The sequence below is a fragment of the Microbulbifer variabilis genome, from assembly GCF_052467165.1.
Window position 1 is genome coordinate 2,348,436 of the sequence record NZ_CP174301.1, and the last position, 19,797, is coordinate 2,368,232.

A 19,797-nucleotide genomic window follows, 5' to 3' on the forward strand; every position below is an offset into this window, starting at 1 on the left:
ACAGCCCCTTAAACAGCTTTTGCAAAAAATAGAGTCTGACCCGCGACCGATAATGGCGATGTCGATGAAGGTAAGAAGCACTTAACTTCAAAGCCGGCCACAACCAGTTCTTCCTGCCATGCTGTGTTGTCGATAAACACCTGGTCGGTTCCTCCTCTCCGGTCTTCACTCCCCAGCAACGACTCCGATTCTGCGGGGGAAAGAAGAAACTGCATTGCCGTTAACATGGCATGGTTTTCCCGAGTGGATTCGCTAAACAACAGCCAGCCACCAGTGACCAGAGAACGACGAATACACTGTAGTGTCTGACCAATATGAGCGGCGTTGTGCAAAACATTGCCAGCCACAACAATGTCGGTGCCGGCTGCTGGGATTGACTGCGCAATGAAATCCGCATTGATATCGAGCAGGCTGCAACGCAAACCGATGTGATTGCGGAATTTCTTTTGGGCAGCGGTGGTGAATAGAGGCGATATATCCGTAAAACGATAATTAATCGGCCTGCCAGCCAGAGTATCTAAAATTGCAGCAGTGGTTAGACCCGCTCCACCGCCTAATTCGAGCACTCTTAACATAGGGCCGGGTTTAACAGCCTGTTTTACAATGCTTGCCGCCGCATAATTGAGATAAGTCGTAAACCAGTTGTTCTGGTAGGCGGCCAATGCGGTTAGTATTTCTCCATTCTCGAACAGCAGTTGATTAATGGAGGCTTCATCACGAATCAGTTCAGCCAAATGTGCCAAAAGCTTTTGGTGAGACTGAGCCATTTCGGGGGGAAATCCCAACGCATCGTAGGCCTCCGGTAATTTATCTGCCCCAGCTGCACTCTCGGGAATTTGCTCCCAGGAGTAGTAGCCATTACTGAGCTTCAAAAACTCTCGCTCAACTAAGGCCACCAGCCAACGGCGAACCAACCAGTGGTGTCGGCAGGCGGCATCCAGCGTATTAATAATTTCGTCACTGCTGCGCCCGGCATTTTCGGCGGTCAACGCGCCGCTGGAAGAAAGCAACTCCATAATCGCCTGCAGGCTGATGAATTCCAGCCTCTGCATTGCAGCAGGCAGTTGTGCCAAACCACTGTCTACCGTCAGCTCAGCGGGTAGAGCTGCCAGCCCAGCCTCATGGGCGGTATTGACAGTTGGAGGTGTTAGGTTTTTCAAATGGCTCCCTCCTCAAGGCACTCCATATTTTCAATACTTGTTTCCAGGGTGGTTAAAAAACTGAATGCCCCAATCTCCGACATGCGTTCCATCGCTGACGCCGGTGGCAATATTTGGGCGCAGTAATGACAACCCGCTGGGATTTCATCGCGAAGTACAGCCAAAGTGGTAACTGCGGCTACCGCTGCTGTTAGATCGGCATTGCCAGTGCCCCGCAACACCGCCGTGCGAGTGCGCTCTTGCCCGTTGTATTTACCGGTAAGCTGCAAAAGCATGACCACGTAAGGGTGGCGCCCCGCCAGATCCAGAGCACTGGCCCGACACAGTGCTGCCCGCGCTTCATCGCGGCTCAAACCATGGGCTCTATTAAAGGCCGACAAAATATGAGAACCGGTAATCGCGTTATACCAATCGCCTTCAGAGAGGGATAAGCCCCTGGCCAAGCGCTCACTTTCGCTATTTAAATAAGGGAGTACAGAGGCTGTGTCTGGGAAAAAAGGCAGCTCCACATCGGAGCGGCGTTTCAGTACACCGTTCAAACGGCGACCATTACGCCAGGCCGCCAAGGGCTTGCTGTGCTGTTCGTTGGCGCCTTGCAAATAATCATCGGCAGCGACATCGGTAAACCGGTCGCGCAGGCCGAAATAACTGGTCAGCTTCTCTACTTGTGAAAATTCCTGCTCCGCCAGCCAACGCGGTAGCAAGCTGCTCAGCCCCGGCTGTAGGCCAGCAGATAAGACTGCGATCAATCCACGGCTCTGGTAATAGGATGAATCGAGCTGCTCATAAAGAGCCTCATCGCCAGCAACATCGATATAGGCTGCTCCCACTTGTGCTGCAGCCTTGGCAACCCTGTCGCCAATTAAATGTGAAGGTCCTGCGCAATTAATCAGAACCTTACAGCCAGATACAAACTGATCCAGAGAGGCTGCATCCAGGTAGTCCACGGTCTTATATGAAATTGTTGAATTACTTGATAGCGGCTGTTTATGTGCATTGCGACCACCGATATGCAAAGGGCCCAATTCCAGGGACTGTAAATAACCCGTAACAGCTGCGCCCACATCGCCATAACCACCTAAAATTGCAATTGTCATAGGCTCAACTCCTTATCGGGCTCAACCAGGCTCCAGCCAGTTGCCCGGCTACGCTGGTACCAAAAATGTGCATAAAGGCCTTGCTTTGATAACAATTCACAGTGATTTCCAGTCTCAGCCACAGCACCTGCATCAAGCACGATAATTTGGTCCGCATTCATCACGGTGGACAATTGATGGGCGATAACAATAAGAGTGGAACCCTGTTGTAACTGCCTCAAGGACCTGTTCAGGTATTTTTCATTGCGTGGGTCCAGCGCCGCTGTCGCTTCATCCAGCACAACGATTGGTGCAGCCTTTAATAGGGCACGGGCGATAGAAACCCGCTGGCGTTCGCCACCGGAAAGTGCAGCGCCCCCCTCACCTACCTGGGTCAGCCACCCCTGCGGCAAACGCTCGATAATCTCATCTACTCCAGCCAGTTTCGCCACACGCTCCAGCTCTTCCTCACTGGCTTCGGGACAGCTCAAACGAATATTCGCTTCCAGGGTGTCGCTGAACAGATACACATCCTGCATAACGATAGAGATCTGCCGCATCAGGTCTTCTGTGCGCAGTTGTCGCACATCCACCCCGCCCACTTTTACCTGGCCCTGATCGGTATCGAAGAAACGCAGCAACAAACGGGTGACGGTGGTTTTTCCAGAGCCTGAAGCACCGACAATTGCTGTGGTGGTGCCCGGAGAAACCTTAAAGGAAAGATCCCTCAATACTGATTGTCCCGGCTCGTAACTGAATTTCACATTTGAAAACTCAACCAGTCCTCCATGTGCAGTAAAAGGCTGTGATGTAGATGGCTCAGGTAATGGCTGCTCAAAAAAGATAGCGGCCAGTCTGTGTAAATCATTACCGGCCATGCGCAGCAGACCACTGCGCCCGGCGAGTTCCGCCAGAGGACCGGTAAATCGGGCCGCCAAAGCTAGCAAAGCCACCAATTCGATAGGGGGAAGTTGTTGATTGAGCGTGAGCCAAATGCCCACGGCAATAATTGCGGCAAAGGCGAGTTGCACCATTAATCCCCCTGCAAACAAACGGGGGAAGGTCTGCCGTAACATGGAACCAGCGGCTCTGCTTTGCCCGGCAATCGCCTCTTCCAGTGGGGGATAACCGCTGACATTTTTGCCAAAAGACCTGAGTACCGCTTGATTGCGGGCAAACTCCACTACCCGGTTACTGGCGCGGGCACCGGCAGCATCCACTTCCGTTTCCATGGCGCCTATCCACTGGGCGGACCAGCGGTGGCCGATATAAATCAAGGGCACGAACAACAAAGCGGTCAGCCCCAAGCGCCAGTCAAACCACAACATTGCCACCCCCACTGTCAATGGAGTGACAACACCGCTGACAACAGGGGGTAACAGATGCGCAAAGACGTTGGTCACCATCAAGGTTCCCCCAGTTGCGCTACGGGATAAACGACCCACTTTTTCGGGATTGAACCAACCCAGGGGAAGTTGAGAGAGGTGTTCACCCAACCGATTGTGCAGGGTTTTCAACACCAGGATGGCCAGCGCAGCCCCTTTAACGGTCTGCTGGTAACGGGCAACACAGGCAAATGCGACAACTGAAAACAGGGCAATCAGCCAGAACCCAACCGCCTCCATCTCAGAGGCCAACAGTACACTGAGCAGAGGCACCAGAAGTGTCACCGCAATTCCCTGCAAAACCCCATAGGCGAGAAGCCATACTGCATAAATGCCAACTTCACGGCGATGCACAGGTCCGAGAATGGCGAGCAAGCTGCGAATCATGATGAGACTCCACTAATAACCTGAGCCTCACCACTCATTGCTTTTTCATTCTGTTCGGCACTGTTGTACAAACGCCATAATTCCGCGTAGTGCTTGCCCTCAGCCAACAATTGCCGGTGACTTCCACATTCAACCAAGCGGCCGCCGTCCAGGACCGCAATCTGATCCACATCGGTAATCGTGTGCAGCTTATGGGCTATCACCAGTACCGTACGATTCCTCACCAAACGCGATAATGCCTGCTGAACCAGGGCTTCAGATTCCGGATCAGCATGAGCCGTGGCTTCATCCAGAATCAGCACAGGGGCATCTGCTAAAAGCGTGCGTGCAATACTTAAACGCTGAGCTTCACCACCAGAAAAAAAGGCATCCTTGCCAAATACCGCCTGGTATCCCTGGGTGAACTGCAAAATTCGCTCATGAATGCAGGCACTGCGCGCAGCTTCAATCAGCTCCTGGTCACTGGCATCCGGTCGTCCAAGACGCAGGTTATCTGCTACGGTACCTGCCAACAGCTGGGTCTCCTGAAGTACAAAACCCACATGTCGATATAAATTGTCTGGAGCAATATCACGGATATCGACGTCCCCCAGGAGCACAGCACCTTGGGTCACGTCATAAAAACGGGGCACCAGCTTGGCCAGGGTGGATTTCCCGGCACCGGAACTCCCCACCAAAGCTGTGATCGAACCGGGGCGACAGCGCAAAGTAATATCGCTTAATACCGGCCGATCCTGGGTATAGGCAAAGCTGACCTGCTTAAAGAGCAGCCCTGCATCTTTGGGCTCTTTGGGTTCAGAGGTAACAGCCAGGGGCGCAACCTCCAATAATTGATCGATCCTGCCTGCGGCCGCTTTGGCTTTTTGCTGAGCGGTCAGTCCCTGGCTCAAGGTGAGAATGGTCTGGGGAATCATCACGGCGATCAGCGTTGTTGCGAGAACATCAATCGGCTGAATGCCTGTATTCACCACCAGCCAGGCGCCCCCAGACAAACTCACCAACATAATGACTGGCACAGATAAGGCCAAAGAGGTAACAGCCTCCAAACGGACAAGCGGTGTCACCCAGCCCGTGTAACGGCGACTGAAATCCTCGACGGCCTGTTGGTAATTTCTGTGGGCGCGGCCGGTTTGTGAGAAAACCTTGACCACCGCAATACCGTGAACAAATTCGACAATCGCAGCACTGACCCGAGCAAAGTCCCTATCCAGCTGCTGCATTTTTTCCCCAAAACCGCGCATCATCCAGGCGTAGGACAGCAGATAAACTGGCAGGGTAAGTACTGCCAACAGGGCCAAGCGCCAGTCGAGCCAGGTTAAATAACCCAGGCCCGCCAGTGGCAGTACAAACGCTGCAGCCAACTCCACCTGGTGGTGCGCAACCATATGGTGAAGATCATCGAGGTCGTCTTGCACCGCTTTGCGCACCGCGCCGGAGGTGTGTTCTCTGTACCAACCCAGGGGCACCTGTCCCAATTTTCGCACCAGGGCCCGTCGCAATTCCGCCTGCATACGCTGGTCGGCAATATGGGTAAACCACAAACCGATCACGGTGCAGATCCAACCCATCGCCAGCCCGGCAACTATCGCGAAGACAACGGGAATAATCGCCTCGGCAATATCACTGATATCGGGCGCCAGGAACAGGCGAGCCAGCTCAACGATACCGATAAAAGGGATCAAAGAAGTGAGCGCACCACAGGCACCGAGCGCCACCCCCAGCCACACGAGGCCACGAAATGGACGCATCAGTTCCCGCAGGTTGGACTTTGGCGAAATGTACTCAGCCATTTATTTGCCCGCTTTACCGCGCTGTAATGGTTTTGCCAAGTGCTCAACTACCGTGGCAACCTGCGGCGGCTCCATCACGCTGAAGTGATTGCCCGGCACATCAATTAATTCAAAATCACCCAGACAAACATCCTGCCAATAAGGCGCAGCCATATGGCCTACGCCGGCGGTGACACCGAAGGATTGCTCTTCCTGGCAGCGCAAGTAGGTCATATCGCCAATATAGGGAGGCAGATCAAAACAGGCAGCGCGCATACTGTGTCGGCACACCCGGAAAAGCCCCGGTATCATCGCGGCTTCAACCGGCACACCCGCCTGGGCAGAGGCCATCTCGGTATAACCGGCAAGGCGCTGTTCCTGGGTGAGTTGAGAGCGTTGCCGCACGGCTTCCGCTACCGCTTTAAGCCCGGCATCACCATCGAGTTCTGCCATTGCACCGGCAGGAACACGACCGTTGTGTTTCTGCATTAAGGTCTCGATCGCGCGGGAAATATCTTCGCTCTCGATATGCTCACCAAATACCGCTTTTACCGGGTCGAGATTCAGGTTGGGGGCAAAAATCGCTTCGAAAGCCAGCTCTTCATCGGTATCGACAAACATTGGGATACTGTCGATCAGGCTCAGGTCAATCACATCGACACCGCGCTCCAGCAGTCTGCGCGAAACTTCCGTTGCCAGCAGGCCGCCCAGGCAGTAGCCAATTAACTGGCAACGCTGATAGCCCTCGTCGATGATTCTTTGGGCGTAATCATCAGCGGTGCGCTCGATTAACTCTTTGGCATCAATGGACAGATACGTTTCTGTATTGGCGACGGCAATTCCGATGACCGGGCCCAGATCCTGGGCCGCAAGCGCTTTGCCCAAGTGCTGGAAATAATCCAGGGTACCCAGGGCCGCATGGAACATAATCCGCACCGGCGCCCCTTCTTTGGATGCCTCTTTACCCTGGCCCTTACGACTGAAAGAAACCATCAAGGAGTTGCTGCCCTCGCGGGTAGTTGCAACCAGGTTTTCGCTATCAGTGTCTGCCTGTTCCTCGGCAACGGCACCCGGCTCAACTCTCAGTGCTCTGGCCAATGCCGCAACCGTCGGTCCATTGAGCATGTGGCGCAACAAGGCGTCGTAAGTGAACGATTTTGCCTCGGGAATCTCTTCCAACAAGCGCCCTGCAACCCGCGCCATAATCAGCGAGTCACCACCGAGATCGAAAAAGCTGTCCTGCCGACCCACATTATCGAGACCCAGTGCATTAGCCCAGAGCTTGCAGAGAGCCGTTTCCACAGGGTCCATCTGCTCTGAGTGGGCAGCCTCTTGTGCATCGCCAGTCGCAGGGCGCCAACCGGCGAGCATTTTGCGATCGACTTTGCCATTGGCGGTGAGCGGCAGCTGGTCGAGAACTTGTAAATGGGCAGGCACCATATGCGCGGGCAATCTATTCGCTAAGAAGTCCCGCAGTTTCCCGGCACTTAAATATTGCCGATCAGTTTTCATCTGCGCGGCCAATAAGTTCATACCAAAAGCAGACAAAGGATGCTCATCTTCCGGCAGGCAGAGCACTTGGCCAGCACCATGGGCTTTTAGCAGCGATTGCCATTTTTCGATAGACAGGAACTTGGTCGCCCCACAAGCGCGATCATCACCAGCAGGGTCCATCATAAAACCCTGGGTGAGCAGGATATGGGCGTGATCCACCGTTGGCTCAGTCAGGATTAACCAGCCTCCGGGCGCCAGCAATTCGACAGCACGGGCAGTTGCCGCCTCTGGATCTCGGGTACTGTTGAGCATCCCGGCACATAAAATGACATCTGCACTATTGGGTGCCAAACCCTGGGCGCGATAGTCTGTATTGAGATCCATTAACCCGAAACGCACCCAAGGCCACTCTTTAAATTGACGGCGAGCCTCAGTCAGGAAAAATGCGGTCATGTCGGTAAATAGATAGTCAACGTCATATCCATCCAACATGGGGATAACCGACGCACTGGTAGCCCCTGTGCCAGCACCCAACTCAAGAACCGTTAACCCTCTATCGCTCTGGGCGGCAATGCGGTTAATTAATGCGGCAACGGCGGCATTGTTATAGCGGGCGATAAGATCTTCCCGATAAAGGGACAAGGCCACCTGCTGGTCGCCTTGGGGGAACAATAATTCAAACGGATTTTGTTGATTCGCTAGTAACTGGGGTAATAACTCGACATGATCCCGATGATATTGCAGGAATTCCCGATTACAAAAACCACTTTCAATTCCCTGTTCAACGCGCTTCCACGCTTTATCAACAGCAGAGATGTCGACTGCCCGGGTACGCGTATATTTTTCCTCAGCAGCGGCGCTGATAGTGGATAAACTGAGCAGCTTTGCCTGAACGAGAAGGTCCAACCAACGACGCACCAGCCAGTGATGCTTTTCGTGGACTTCCGCTAGTGAAATAATTTCTTCTGCACTGTATCCCTGCTCGCAATCTGTGAATGCTCCCAGGCCCATCAAACCATGAAGCATCGACAACAGGGCCGCTTCTTCAAGTGCCTGCACATAGTCGCCGACACTGACAGCTTCCGGCTCACCGGCCTGGTAGTGCGCAAACTGACGCACTGAATTTACCAGCTCGGGATCGATAACCGCCGGCTCGGCATCATCCAAGCGGCGACTTTCCACAAAGCCCAACAGATTTAAATCCGCTCTCGAGTCGCCCTCTTTCCTCTCAATTACCGCCGCTGCTGTTGATACTGCGGGGTGGACCAATAATGCAGACTCCACTTCTCCCAGTTCGATACGGTGTCCGCGAATTTTTACCTGCCCGTCTTCACGGCCCAGGAATTCGAGTTCACCACCGGGCAAATAGCGGCCCAAATCGCCGGTGCGGTAAAGGCGCTGGCCATCCGTCGGGTGAAAGAAGAATTTCTGTTCAGAGAGGGTCGCATCACCGAGGTAACCATCGGCCAACCCCAGGCCAGTAATCATCAGCTCGCCCGCCACCCACACAGGGGCATCGCGCAACTGGCTATCCAGCACCCTGAAACCCTGGTTCGTCAGCGGCACGCCATAGGGAATACTGCTCCAGGCGGGATCGACTCGCTCAATACGGTGGTAGTTGGACCAGATTGCAGCTTCTGTAGCCCCACCCATGCCGATCAGGTCGAGTGCGGGCACATGGCGCCTGATATGTTCCGGTAAAGTAACCGGAATCCAATCTCCCGATAGCATTGCTAATCGCCATTCAGACAGCGGCCGAGGCTCTGTATCCAGATAGGTGGCCAGCATTTGCAGCTGTGCGGGGACAGAGTTCCACAATGTCACCCGGTACTCATCCATGACCTCCGCCCAGTGTGACGGGTCTGCACCACGGGCCGGATCGGGCAACACCAAAATCGCACCGGCCGCTAAGGGGCCAAAAATATCGTAGACCGATAAATCAAAACTGAGTTGGGCCAAACCCAAAATACGATCGCCCGGGCTCACGTCGAAGCGGCGATTAATATCCATCACCGTATTTAACGCGGCCCGATGATTAATCATCACACCCTTGGGCTCGCCGGTAGAGCCGGAGGTGTAAATTACATAAGCCAGCTGCTCCGGGTCGCCATTACTGGCTACCGGAATCTCGGTTTCAGGTGCCAGGGTATCTACACTGATCACCTGCACTTCTGATGGCCACTTAATTTGGCTGGCGAGGTCGCTGAGTGTCAGGACGTATTCCGCCTCTGCACTGAGCAACAATTTATTGAGCCGTATTTCCGGTTGTGCCACGTCCAGTGGCAAATAGATACCACCAGCCAGGAGCACACCGAGGGTCGCCGCTATCTGCTCTCGCCCTTTCGGCATTGCAATGGCCACGCGGCCACCCAGCTGGAAACCTTCTTTGCTCAGCGATTTGGCGATACCCGCCGCTTTTTTTGCCAGGTCGCCATAACTCACACTGCCATTGCTATCAATAATGGCAGTAGCTTCCGGCGTTGCCGCTGCCTGGGCAAATACGCCCTGATGCAATAAGTCTGAGGGAACTGGTCCATCGGTTTGATTGACCTGATGCCTCTCCTGTTGCTGCCACTCGGGTAAGGAGACTGGAGATTTGCTAAGCCATTGTCCATCGCCACCAGCGGCAAGCTCATTCAACAAGCCGGTAAAGGCCGCGAACATATCCTCTACCAGGCCCGATGGGAAAACGCCCTGGCGCACGTCCCAGTTAATTTCCAGGCCATCGGCATCATCTCTCACCTGGCAATCCAGGGTGACTTGCGGTGTCTGGGTGATTCCCCTGCCGGACTTTCTACCGCTATCAGGTTTTTCGGTATCACCCAGGCCAATAGCACTGGTAAATACCACCGGCATCAATGCGGCCTCGGGTCCTCGCGCTCGGGACATTTCCCGCAGCACTTCCACACCGGAGAACAAGCGGTGATCAATATCACTGAACAGCTGCTCGCCGATACTGGCCGCCCAATCGCGAAAGGACTTTCCTGTGGAATCACCAATCGCCAATACACTGACCGAAGTAAAATCCCCGATCAGCTGATTAACCTGAGGGTGTAAGGGCAATCGATTCAATAAAGTAAGACTCAGGCTGAAGCGTGGCTGACGACTCCAACGCTGCAATACCGCGGCGTAGGCAGCCAGAACGGCAACTGATGCGGTCAGTCCAGCAGCACCAGCTCGCTGCTTCAGTTTCTGCCAATGGGTAATATCCAGGCGGTAGTGATGGCGATTAAAGCGCACAGATTCCACTTCTGAGGCTGGCGGCAATACCGGTAGCTCAGGTGCTGTCGGCAGTTGATCGAGGCGGTCCAACCAATAGCGGCGATCGTTTTGGTAGCCCTGGCTGTCCAATAGACTTCGTTCGGCCAGGAGATAATCGCGAAAATCAATCTCCAGTGGTGGCAGGGCTGCGCCGGGGTGAGACAGCAGAAGATCGAGCTCATTAAATAAAATGCCCGCACTGGCCCAGTCCGCGATCAGTGCATCCATAGAGAAATGCACTATATGGCCTTTATCTGTGCGGCTATGGCGCAGCTCGAACATGGGCCACTCACCAATGGTGTAGTTGCGGTGGCCCAGTTCATCTCTCACCGATTCCAAGGCAAGCTCCAGAACCTCCTCGTCCAAACCGGTGAGGTCCTGGCTTTTCATTTCGTAGTGCGGCACTTGGGGGAGAACCCGCTGGTATCCCTCCTGCTCGATAACCGCCCGCAACATCGGGTGACGTTCAATGAGTTGGTTCCAGGCTTCCTGTAAACCTTTTGGATTTAATCCCGGGTATTCCAGCTCCAGGTAACCGTGACAAGCAACACCGCCGTAGCCAAATGCATTTTGTCGACCCAACAGGTAGGCGGTCTGCACATCGCTTAAAGGGAATGGTTCATGCCGATTTTCTCTATCGGCCTCAACCACCACTCCCAGATCCTGGTCGTTGCCAGCGGCTGTTTGAGCCGCGCTCAGTATTTCGATAATTTGTAACTTGTGTTCCCGCAGCCTCTGCTTGTGCTGCTCCGTCAGCAGGCCTTTAGCTGCGCGAAAGCGCAGTTGTTCAGACTCGGTCCATAGTTCCACCCCAAGCCCTTGTAATTCGTCGATCAGTTCCATAGCCGTCATGGGGTTAAAACTCCGTCCAATCGCTGAAAAATAAAATTGCCAACAAGCTCATATCACGCCCTCTTCCACCGTATCGGGATCAACATCCACTAGCGGTTCCATTGCGCTTAGGGCACCGGCAACATCTGCCAGTCTCGGAGAGGCAAATAAACGTCTGAGGGGAAGCAGCAAATGGTGTTGCTGTTTTAGGCGGTCGATAAACCGGGTTGCCAATAAACTATCGCCACCCAATTCAAAGAAATTTTGATCGCGGTTTATTACGGGCAGGCTAAGAAGCTCTTGCCAAATCTGGGCTACCAGGCGCTCGTTATCCGTCACCAGTTCAGCCGCTTTTTCCTGTTGCGGTTTTTCCACCGCATGCACGAGCTTTAATACTGAAGCCCGATCCAATTTGCCGTTTGCACTTAGGGGCATTTCCGGCAAAGTCACTATGAAATCCGGGATCATATAAGACGGCAGGTGGTGGCGAAGGTACTCGCGCAAGTCATCAGTACTAAAAGTTGGTGGACATTCAGGTTTAAGCACAACGGCAGCGACCAGCTGTTGTTCTTCTGTGGTCAGCACCAGCGCGCGCTGCACAAACATCTGACGATTAAATACGGTTTCGATTTCACCCAGCTCTATGCGATGGCCACGGACCTTGACCTGGCTATCGGCGCGCCCCAAAAATTCCAGGCATCCATTCGGCCAGTAGCGCCCAAGGTCCCCTGTGCGATACCAGCGCTCACCATCGACCGTAACAAAGCGCGCTTCGGTCAACTCGGGCGCCCCGCGATAGCCCATGGCGACACCATCACCACCGATCCACAGCTCACCCGTTGTCCAGTCAGGGCAGTCGCGCCCCTGGGTATCCATTACCCTGAATTTCTGGTTAGCCAGGGGGTATCCGTACGGGATCGAGTGCCAGCTTGGGTCAACGTCTATAACTTCAAAACTGTTGGACCAAATAGAAGCTTCCGTGGCGCCACCCAGTGCGATAAAACGGCATTCGGGCTGTACTTGTTTTAAGCGCTGGGGTAAATCCAGGCCAATCCAATCGCCGGAATTTAATACCAAACGCAATTTGCCAGGCGGTGTACCGGCACCGACAGTGAGTAACATATCCAGTAGCGCCGGTACCGTATTCCAGATGGTGATGCCGTAGTGACATACCCATTGATGCCAGCGCTCGGCATCCCGCCGGTCCTCCTCCTCAATCAATACCAGCGCACCACCAACCGATAGCAGTCCGAAGATATCGTAAACAGAGAGGTCAAAATCCAGGGCTGAAATGGCCAGTACACGATCATTTTCATCAACAGAGAAACGTTCGTTGATATCCGCAATGGTATTCCAGGCAGCACCGTGACTGATTTCGACGCCCTTGGGTTCACCTGTGGAGCCGGAAGTGAAAATGATATAAGCCAGTTGCTCAGGTTCTGTTGCAATAGGCTCAGAAATCGGTTCACCAATAGGAGCGAACTGTTCGGCCTGTTGAATTGCACTTTGGTCGAGTACCACTTTTACCTCGGCACGGCGCAACATTGACTCGCACCTTGCCTGCGGTTGATCGATACCAACAGGTAAATAAGCAGCTCCCGCTGCGAGTACTCCAAGAACAGCGGCAATCTGGTCGGGTCCTTTCGGCAGGTTGACGGCCACCACCTCGGCAGGTGAAACCTGGCTTTCCAATAACCTGGCAGCGATGCGCAAAGCACGCTCTGCCAGGACGCCATAACTCAGGGAATTATCGTCACCCCAATATAAGGCGATATTGTCGGGATTCGCTTTTGCTTGCTGGAAAAATCGCTGCGACAAATTATCCGTTGGGTCAATTGCGGTACGCTTTTCAAGCTGGGTTCTCAATTCCCGTTGAGACTTGGGTAATAAATCAGGCGGTGTGGAATCCCATTCAGCGTCACCCGCCCATTGGAGCAAGCCGATATAGGCCTGGAACATTTCCGCGCACATCCCCTCAGGGAAAAGCGCTTCGACAACATCCCAATTTAAGAAAACGCCACCCTCGACTTCGACCACCTGGTGATCCAGCCAGACTTGCGGCGTTTGTGTCAGGGCCCAGATGGGGTCCCGCAGAGGCCCATTTTCCGGTGCCGCTGTGCCACCGGGAATACCCAGTGCACTGGTGAAGACAACGGGCATTGTGGCTTCTGCGTCGCTCTGCCGGCGGGCTAATTCCCGCATCAGGCTAACACTGGAAATATCGCGATGTTCCAGGGCCGCGCCAACTTCCCCTTGTATTTTTTTCGCTCGCACCAACCAGCTGTCACCGGCCTCTGGCTGGTAACCCACCAGGGTCAGGGAGGTGAAATCCCCCATCACTCGATAGATATCCGGGTGAACTTCACGACGGTCGAACAGGGTAAGGTTCAAGCTCAGGTCGGGGCGACTGCTCCAACGACTAAGCACTTCGGCAAAAGCCGTTAAAAGGAGGCTCGAAGGCGTGATTCCCTGCTCAGCCGCGCGCGCAACCAGGTTTTGCCAGGTCCCTTTATCAATATGCTGTTGATGACGCACAAAGTGCGGGCGCTCAATGGATGCCGGCTCCCGTACAATGGGTAGCTGGGGCGCGGGAGGCAGCTCCGATAATTTGTGCTGCCAAAAAGTTTTTGCGGCAGCCAGGGGACCTTGGGGAAGATCACTATCAAATACTGCGGTAGTTTGCGGCAATACATTGCGCACATAGTCGCGGAAAGAGAGTTCGATAGAAGGTAGATGAGTTTCAGGGCTCTGATAAAGAATATTTAACTCACGATAAAACAGCAGAATACTGAAGGCATCGAGAATCAAATTATCCAAACCGATAGCCAATCGGGTATTGCGCCCACAGCGCACCGCACGGACATCAAACAGTGGCCATCGGCTGGGCTCAAACACCTGCTCCGCGCACTCCTGTCGCAGTTGCGCAAAAGCAGAAGCTGGATCGCGGTCTACCTCTGTAACATCGATGGAAAATCTCGGCACATCGGCAAGGATGCGCTGTCGACCTTCGCTGTCGAATACAGCCCGCAGCATTTCATGGCGGGCAATCATCGCGTTTAGTGCAGACTCCAAACGCTCCAGATCGAGATCAACAACGTCGTATTCGCGATAAAAATGACAACCGATACCACCCAAAACAAATTCCGGGTCCCTTCCCAGCCAATAGGCCCGCTGGACATCGGTAGGTTCAAAATCGGCGTACCGATTGGCCTTATCCGATTGCCAGGGTGTAACAGTAATTTCGGTAGTGCCTTTATTTCGCTGTGGGTTCTCAGTTGGATCTTGAACTAATGTCGCAGCAAAGTCGGCCAAGCTGGGCTGGCTAAATAATTCCGACAGTGTGACACCTTCAAAGCCAGACTCGCGCAGGTCTCGCACAACACGGGTTGCTAACAGGGAGTCACCACCGAGTGCGAAGAAATTATCGTCCCGGGCTATATCAGCAACATCGAGGAATTTGCACCAGACGGTAGCCACCTGCTGCTCTAATTTACCCTGCGGTGGGTTCTGCTTTGCCTGGTGTTGCGCTATGGATTCATCCGCAAACTGCTGTAAACCGCCGCGATCAATTTTGCCATTGGCGGTAAGGGGTATTTCAGCGAGACAGCAAAGCTCACTGGGCAGCATGGCGCTGGTCAATCGTTGGTTCAGGAACTCCCGCAGGTCGTTCAAGGGTTCCTGCAACTGCTGCAAATCAACAAAGCACTTTTCTGGATTGATATTCCCTTGCGATAATTTGGATTCCAGAACGACAACCGCAACCACACCTCGCTGAGTCAGCAGTGCCACCGCTTGCGCAATCCCTTTGTGCGCAGTCAGTGCCGCTTCAATCTCGCCGAGTTCAATGCGGTGTCCACGCACCTTGACCTGATTATCGACGCGGCCCAAAAACTCCAGGCACCCATTCGGCCAGTAGCGGCCCAAGTCTCCGGTGCGGTACCAGCGCTCACCTTCGTCTGTCACAAAACGGGCTGCAGTGATACCGGGAGCACCGCGATACCCTAAAGCAACGCCAGCACCACCGATCCACAACTCCCCTGTCACCCAGTCAGGGCAATCGCGCCCCAGGGCATCCACCACTCTGAATTGCTGGTTGGCCAAAGGGTAACCATAGGGAATAGATCGCCAAGAGGAATCAACTTCTTTGACTTCAAAATTGTTCGACCAAATAGAAGCTTCAGTGGCGCCACCCAAAGCGATAAAGCGGCAATCCGGGTTAACTCGTTTTAACCGTTCCGGCAGGTCGAGGCTGACCCAGTCGCCAGAATTTAAAACCAGGCGCAGCTCGCCAGCTGGAGTATCACCACCCGTGGTCAGCAGCATATCCAACAGCGCCGGCACCGTATTCCAAACAGTAACGCCATACTGACACACCAGCTGATGCCAGCGCTCAGCATCCCGCCGGGATTCCTCTTCAACCAATACCAGTGCACCGCCGGCGGACAAGAGCCCAAAAATATCGTAAACGGAAAGGTCGAAATCCAATGCTGATACGGCGAGCACTCGATCATTTTCGTTAACCGAAAAGCGCGCGTTAATGTCCGCTATGGTATTCCAGGCACTACCGTGACTAATTTCTACGCCCTTGGGTTCACCGGTAGAACCAGAGGTGAAAATGGTATAGGCGAGATCTTTTACCTCTCCCACAACAGGCTGGGATAAAGGCGCAACACCAGAGAGCACAGACAAGTTATCTATAACCAGCTTGGCTCCGGCAAGCTTTATCACGCGCTCTCTACGCAACGGTGGCTGGTCTATACCCAGCGGCAGATAAGCCGCTCCTGCCGCTAATACGCCCAAGGCTGTAATAATCTGCTCCGGCCCCTTGGGTAATAAAATACCGACCAAATCACCGGTCTCAACACCTTGAAGCTGTAAATACGCAGCCATCGCCAAAGCTCTGTGGGCCAACTCCCCGTAACGGATTTGATCACCGTTCCAATAGAGAGCCACTGCTTCAGGGCAGTTTTTAGCATTGCTAAAAAAATGTTCGTGTAATTGGTGAGGCTGGTATGGTTTGGCTGTGGAATTTACCTCCTGGCGCTGCTGCTTTTGCTCCGCTGGCAGCAGCGATGGTATCGGCTGGGCCCAGAATTCCGGGCTGCCGATCAGGCATTCCAGTAACTGCGTAAAGGCCGCAAACATGCCATCCAGGACGCCGGGAGCAAAAGCAGCTTCCCTCGCATCCCAGTTTACGGACAGGCCGCCTTTGAGCTCCATAACCTGTACGTCCAGCCACACTTGTGGCCCTTGGGAGATAATCCAATTGACATCTCCAAAGGCACTGCGAACTGACTCGCCAAATAATTCTCCCAGCCCAAGCGCACTGGTAAAAACGACCGGCGCAAACACCGTTTGTCCCTGTTGTCTGCTGAGGTCACGCAGCACCTCTACGCCGGAATAACTCCCGTGCGCTACATCCTGACGGAAGTTGTGTTGTAAACGCTGTGCACGCTCAACGAAGGTTCCACTCAGGCTGCCCTGCCAGGCAAGCAAGATTGAAGAAGTAAAGTCTCCTACCAGGGAGTTGACATCCCGGTGCAGGGATTCCCGGTCGAACAGGGGGAGATTCAGCAGGAAATCTGACTCTTCGCTATAGACCGTAAGCACTTCGGCAAGCGCCGCTGCCAGGGTCATGGACAAAGTAATACCGTGACGGCTCGCAAATTCCGCCAGCTGGTTTTTCCGATCAGCAGACAGACTATAGTGGCGACGAACAACGCGACGAGTGTCTTTAGACTCAATACCTATTGCAGTGGGTAATTGAGGAGCGCCGGGCAAATCTGCCAGGCGATCCTGCCAGTGTTCTTTGGCCTGCTGCTTCTCAGCCTGCCGCTCTTCCTTTGAGTGAAGAGCGCTGCGGTCAGCCTGGTAGCGCGGATAACTGTAACTCAGCGGTACCAGTGACTGCTCTGGTTTCAGGTAGAGCTTGGCCAGGTCATTCAGTAACACGCGCAGGCTAAAGGCATCTGCGGCTACCATATCCAGATTAATATGCAGGCGTGTGCCGCCAGCTTTTAATTCCGCAGGTAACAATGAGAGCTGAACATCAAAAACCTCACCCTGCAATATATCCAGCTGCCGATGGGAGAGTTGCTCCCTAACAGCGATAAGACTCTGCTCCGCTTCTGCAGCAGTTTGGTGCCTGAAATCGTGAACCTTTAAACCGGGCCAGCTCACTTCAGCGGGAATCTGCTGTCGGCCATCATCGAGGATTTGAACACGCAGCATCCCATGTCGCTCGAACAGGGAGCGCACAGCCTGTTCCAATCGATCAGGTACTACATCCTGGCCATCAAACTCATGATAAAAATGTGCGGCAACGCCCCCTAGATATTGATTCGGGTCTCGCCCAATCCAATAGGCATGTTGCATCGGTGCCAAATCAAAGGGAGTGATTTCATCAAAAGCGCCCGGCACAGATAAATGTTCACTGGTACTTTCTTCAGTTCCAATAGCCAACTGAGGTAGTGAAAGCCAGGCTTCCAATCGAGGCACCGCGATAAGATCAGCAAACTTTACCTTGATCTTTTTCTGCCTTAATTGGCCAGCTATCCTCATGATTTGCACTGAGTTGAGCCCCAGTGCAATTAAGTCATCCTGCGGATTAATGTCATTAATATCGGCATCAATAGCCTGACAAACTAAATCCTTTAACAAACTGGCCGGGCTGATTGGCTCTGATTTATTCTGCGGCTTCGGCGACAAGAGATACGCTCCTTATTGCGTCTCGGATAACACGCATTTTGATGCAACTTTCACGATACTCGTGAGTAGGAAGGGAGGCTTCAACCAGGCCGCAACCGGCAAATAGTGTCACCTTGCCCGAGGTAAAAAGCGCAGAACGCAGAGCAACAGCAAACTCCCCCTCCCCCTCAGCATTGATCCAACCAATGGGTCCGGCGTACCAACCGCGGTCCAGCCCCTCATTTTCACGGATGTACTTCAGTGCTTTTTTCCTTGGCAGCCCCCCCACCGCAGCACTTGGGTGTAAACCAGATAAGATATCCAATAGATTTACGCCATCTTTCACCAATCCCTCTAGAGGCGTCAGCAAATGCTGAATTTGCTTTAATTTACAGAGTTGGGGCGGTTCTGGTTCCGCTACGCTGTGGCAGTATTTGCGCAAAATAGAAAGGAGATGTTGGACAACCAGGTCGTGTTCGAAGCGGTCTTTATCACTATTAAGCAGAGATAATCCCAGATGATAATCACTTGCCGGATCTTTTCCCCGAGGTGCGCTGCCGGCCAGAGCAACTGTACTGACACGCCCTTCTTTAACTGCGGCTAAGCGCTCAGGTGAAGCTCCGACAAAGCAACTACGCTCTCGGGAAAAGGCAAACAAATAGGCATCGGGATAAGCCTCTCGCAAATATCCAAGAATACTTCCTGGACAACATTCCGCGTCCAAAGATTCCGAACGCGCGAGAACCACTTTCTGAAACTCGTTACGCTTGATTGATTCAACCGCACCAACGACGCGCTGCTGCCAAGCCGTTTGATGCTCATTACTACTGTTAAAGTCAGACTCGCCCAGCAATAAATTGTCGTTCGCGGAAGAGCCAGAGTTACGGGATAAAATAGCTTGCCACCTCGCCTTCACTTGCTCAGCGACGCGGTTACAGTCTGTTTGGCTCGTCACAATAAAATTCATTACCAGATAACTGCGATCCTCATCACAGTAAAGGGCCAACTCAGGCAGCGTGAGCACCCCAGAAGGGAAGTCTTGCCACAGGGATGAGGAGTCTTTTTGGCAATCAAAAGCAAACCCACCACACAAAATTGGTTGGTGCCCCCCACTTACAACGGAGGAAGACAATAATTTTTGCCAACTAGTTTGGATTTCAGACCAAGACTCTCCAGGAGCACAACTAAATTCAAAGGCAGAGCCAAAGCTCACAGAATAATTATCACTGGAGGGGGCTCCCCACAGGGAAGCGATCCGCTCATGTCGATAATTTGTGGCGAACAATCCAATCGGATTCTGCCTATGACACGGAAATGAAAATGATGCCAAAACTTCTGGCTGTACCAGACTCAACCTGGATTTGGCTTCCTGCAGACACGCCTCCAGGCCGGCATATTTAGAGCGGCCTTTCATACATCGTCCTCTACAGGCAAGCCATGCTCGGCTCGCCAGTGCAGCTTCTGCTGATTGATAAACCACTGGATAATGCCGCTAAAAAGCTGCTCTATATAATCGGCCGATAACTGATCTTCCTCAGCCCAACGACGACGATCGATCAACATAGACGCAACCCGATCCGGAGCGGGAATACTGGACTCATCCGGCTTGAACTGTGCTGCGGACAGAACATAACCCATACGCTGCTGCAACAGCCTGATGATCTCGCGATCAATGGAGTCGATACCCTCGCGGATTTCATTCAGGTTTTCACATTCCATTGGCAGCTTCATTGCTTGCATAGAAACT

General features: G+C 53.4%; 8 protein-coding genes. All 8 read right to left on the bottom strand.

The window, feature by feature from the left end; translation table 11 throughout:
• Positions 1-8: 8 nt before the first annotated feature.
• Genes ACJJIP_RS10410 through ACJJIP_RS10445 form a run of 8 tightly spaced genes read right to left on the bottom strand, consistent with a single transcriptional unit; the run spans position 9 to position 19,790 of the window.
• Entirely contained in the window at positions 9-1,160 is a 1,152-nt protein-coding gene (locus ACJJIP_RS10410) for a class I SAM-dependent methyltransferase (protein WP_444946860.1), read from the bottom strand.
• The gene (locus ACJJIP_RS10415; RefSeq protein WP_444946861.1) at positions 1,157-2,257 is read right to left on the bottom strand and encodes a saccharopine dehydrogenase NADP-binding domain-containing protein; all 1,101 of its coding nucleotides are present in this window, start codon (positions 2,255-2,257) and stop codon (positions 1,157-1,159) included. The genes ACJJIP_RS10410 and ACJJIP_RS10415 overlap by 4 nt, the downstream gene beginning before the upstream one ends.
• Positions 2,254-4,008, bottom strand: a complete 1,755-nt coding sequence (locus ACJJIP_RS10420; protein WP_444946862.1) for an ABC transporter ATP-binding protein — start codon at positions 4,006-4,008, stop codon at positions 2,254-2,256. Before ACJJIP_RS10420 ends, ACJJIP_RS10415 begins: the two co-directional genes overlap by 4 nt.
• Entirely contained in the window at positions 4,005-5,798 is a 1,794-nt protein-coding gene (locus tag ACJJIP_RS10425) for an ABC transporter ATP-binding protein (protein ID WP_444946863.1), read from the bottom strand. Before ACJJIP_RS10425 ends, ACJJIP_RS10420 begins: the two co-directional genes overlap by 4 nt.
• Positions 5,799-11,384 carry a non-ribosomal peptide synthetase gene (locus ACJJIP_RS10430; protein WP_444946864.1) on the bottom strand — a complete coding sequence of 1,862 codons (5,586 nt, stop codon included), beginning with the start codon at positions 11,382-11,384 and terminating at the stop codon, positions 5,799-5,801.
• Between the two features lie 48 nt (positions 11,385-11,432).
• Positions 11,433-18,071, bottom strand: a complete 6,639-nt coding sequence (locus ACJJIP_RS10435) for a non-ribosomal peptide synthetase (protein WP_444946865.1) — start codon at positions 18,069-18,071, stop codon at positions 11,433-11,435.
• On the bottom strand, positions 18,049-19,464 hold the full coding sequence (locus ACJJIP_RS10440) for an isochorismate synthase (RefSeq protein ID WP_444946866.1): 1,416 nt from the start codon (positions 19,462-19,464) through the stop codon (positions 18,049-18,051). The genes ACJJIP_RS10435 and ACJJIP_RS10440 overlap by 23 nt, the downstream gene beginning before the upstream one ends.
• Positions 19,461-19,790, bottom strand: a complete 330-nt coding sequence (locus ACJJIP_RS10445; RefSeq protein ID WP_444935834.1) for an isochorismate lyase — start codon at positions 19,788-19,790, stop codon at positions 19,461-19,463. Before ACJJIP_RS10445 ends, ACJJIP_RS10440 begins: the two co-directional genes overlap by 4 nt.
• Positions 19,791-19,797 lie beyond the last annotated feature (7 nt).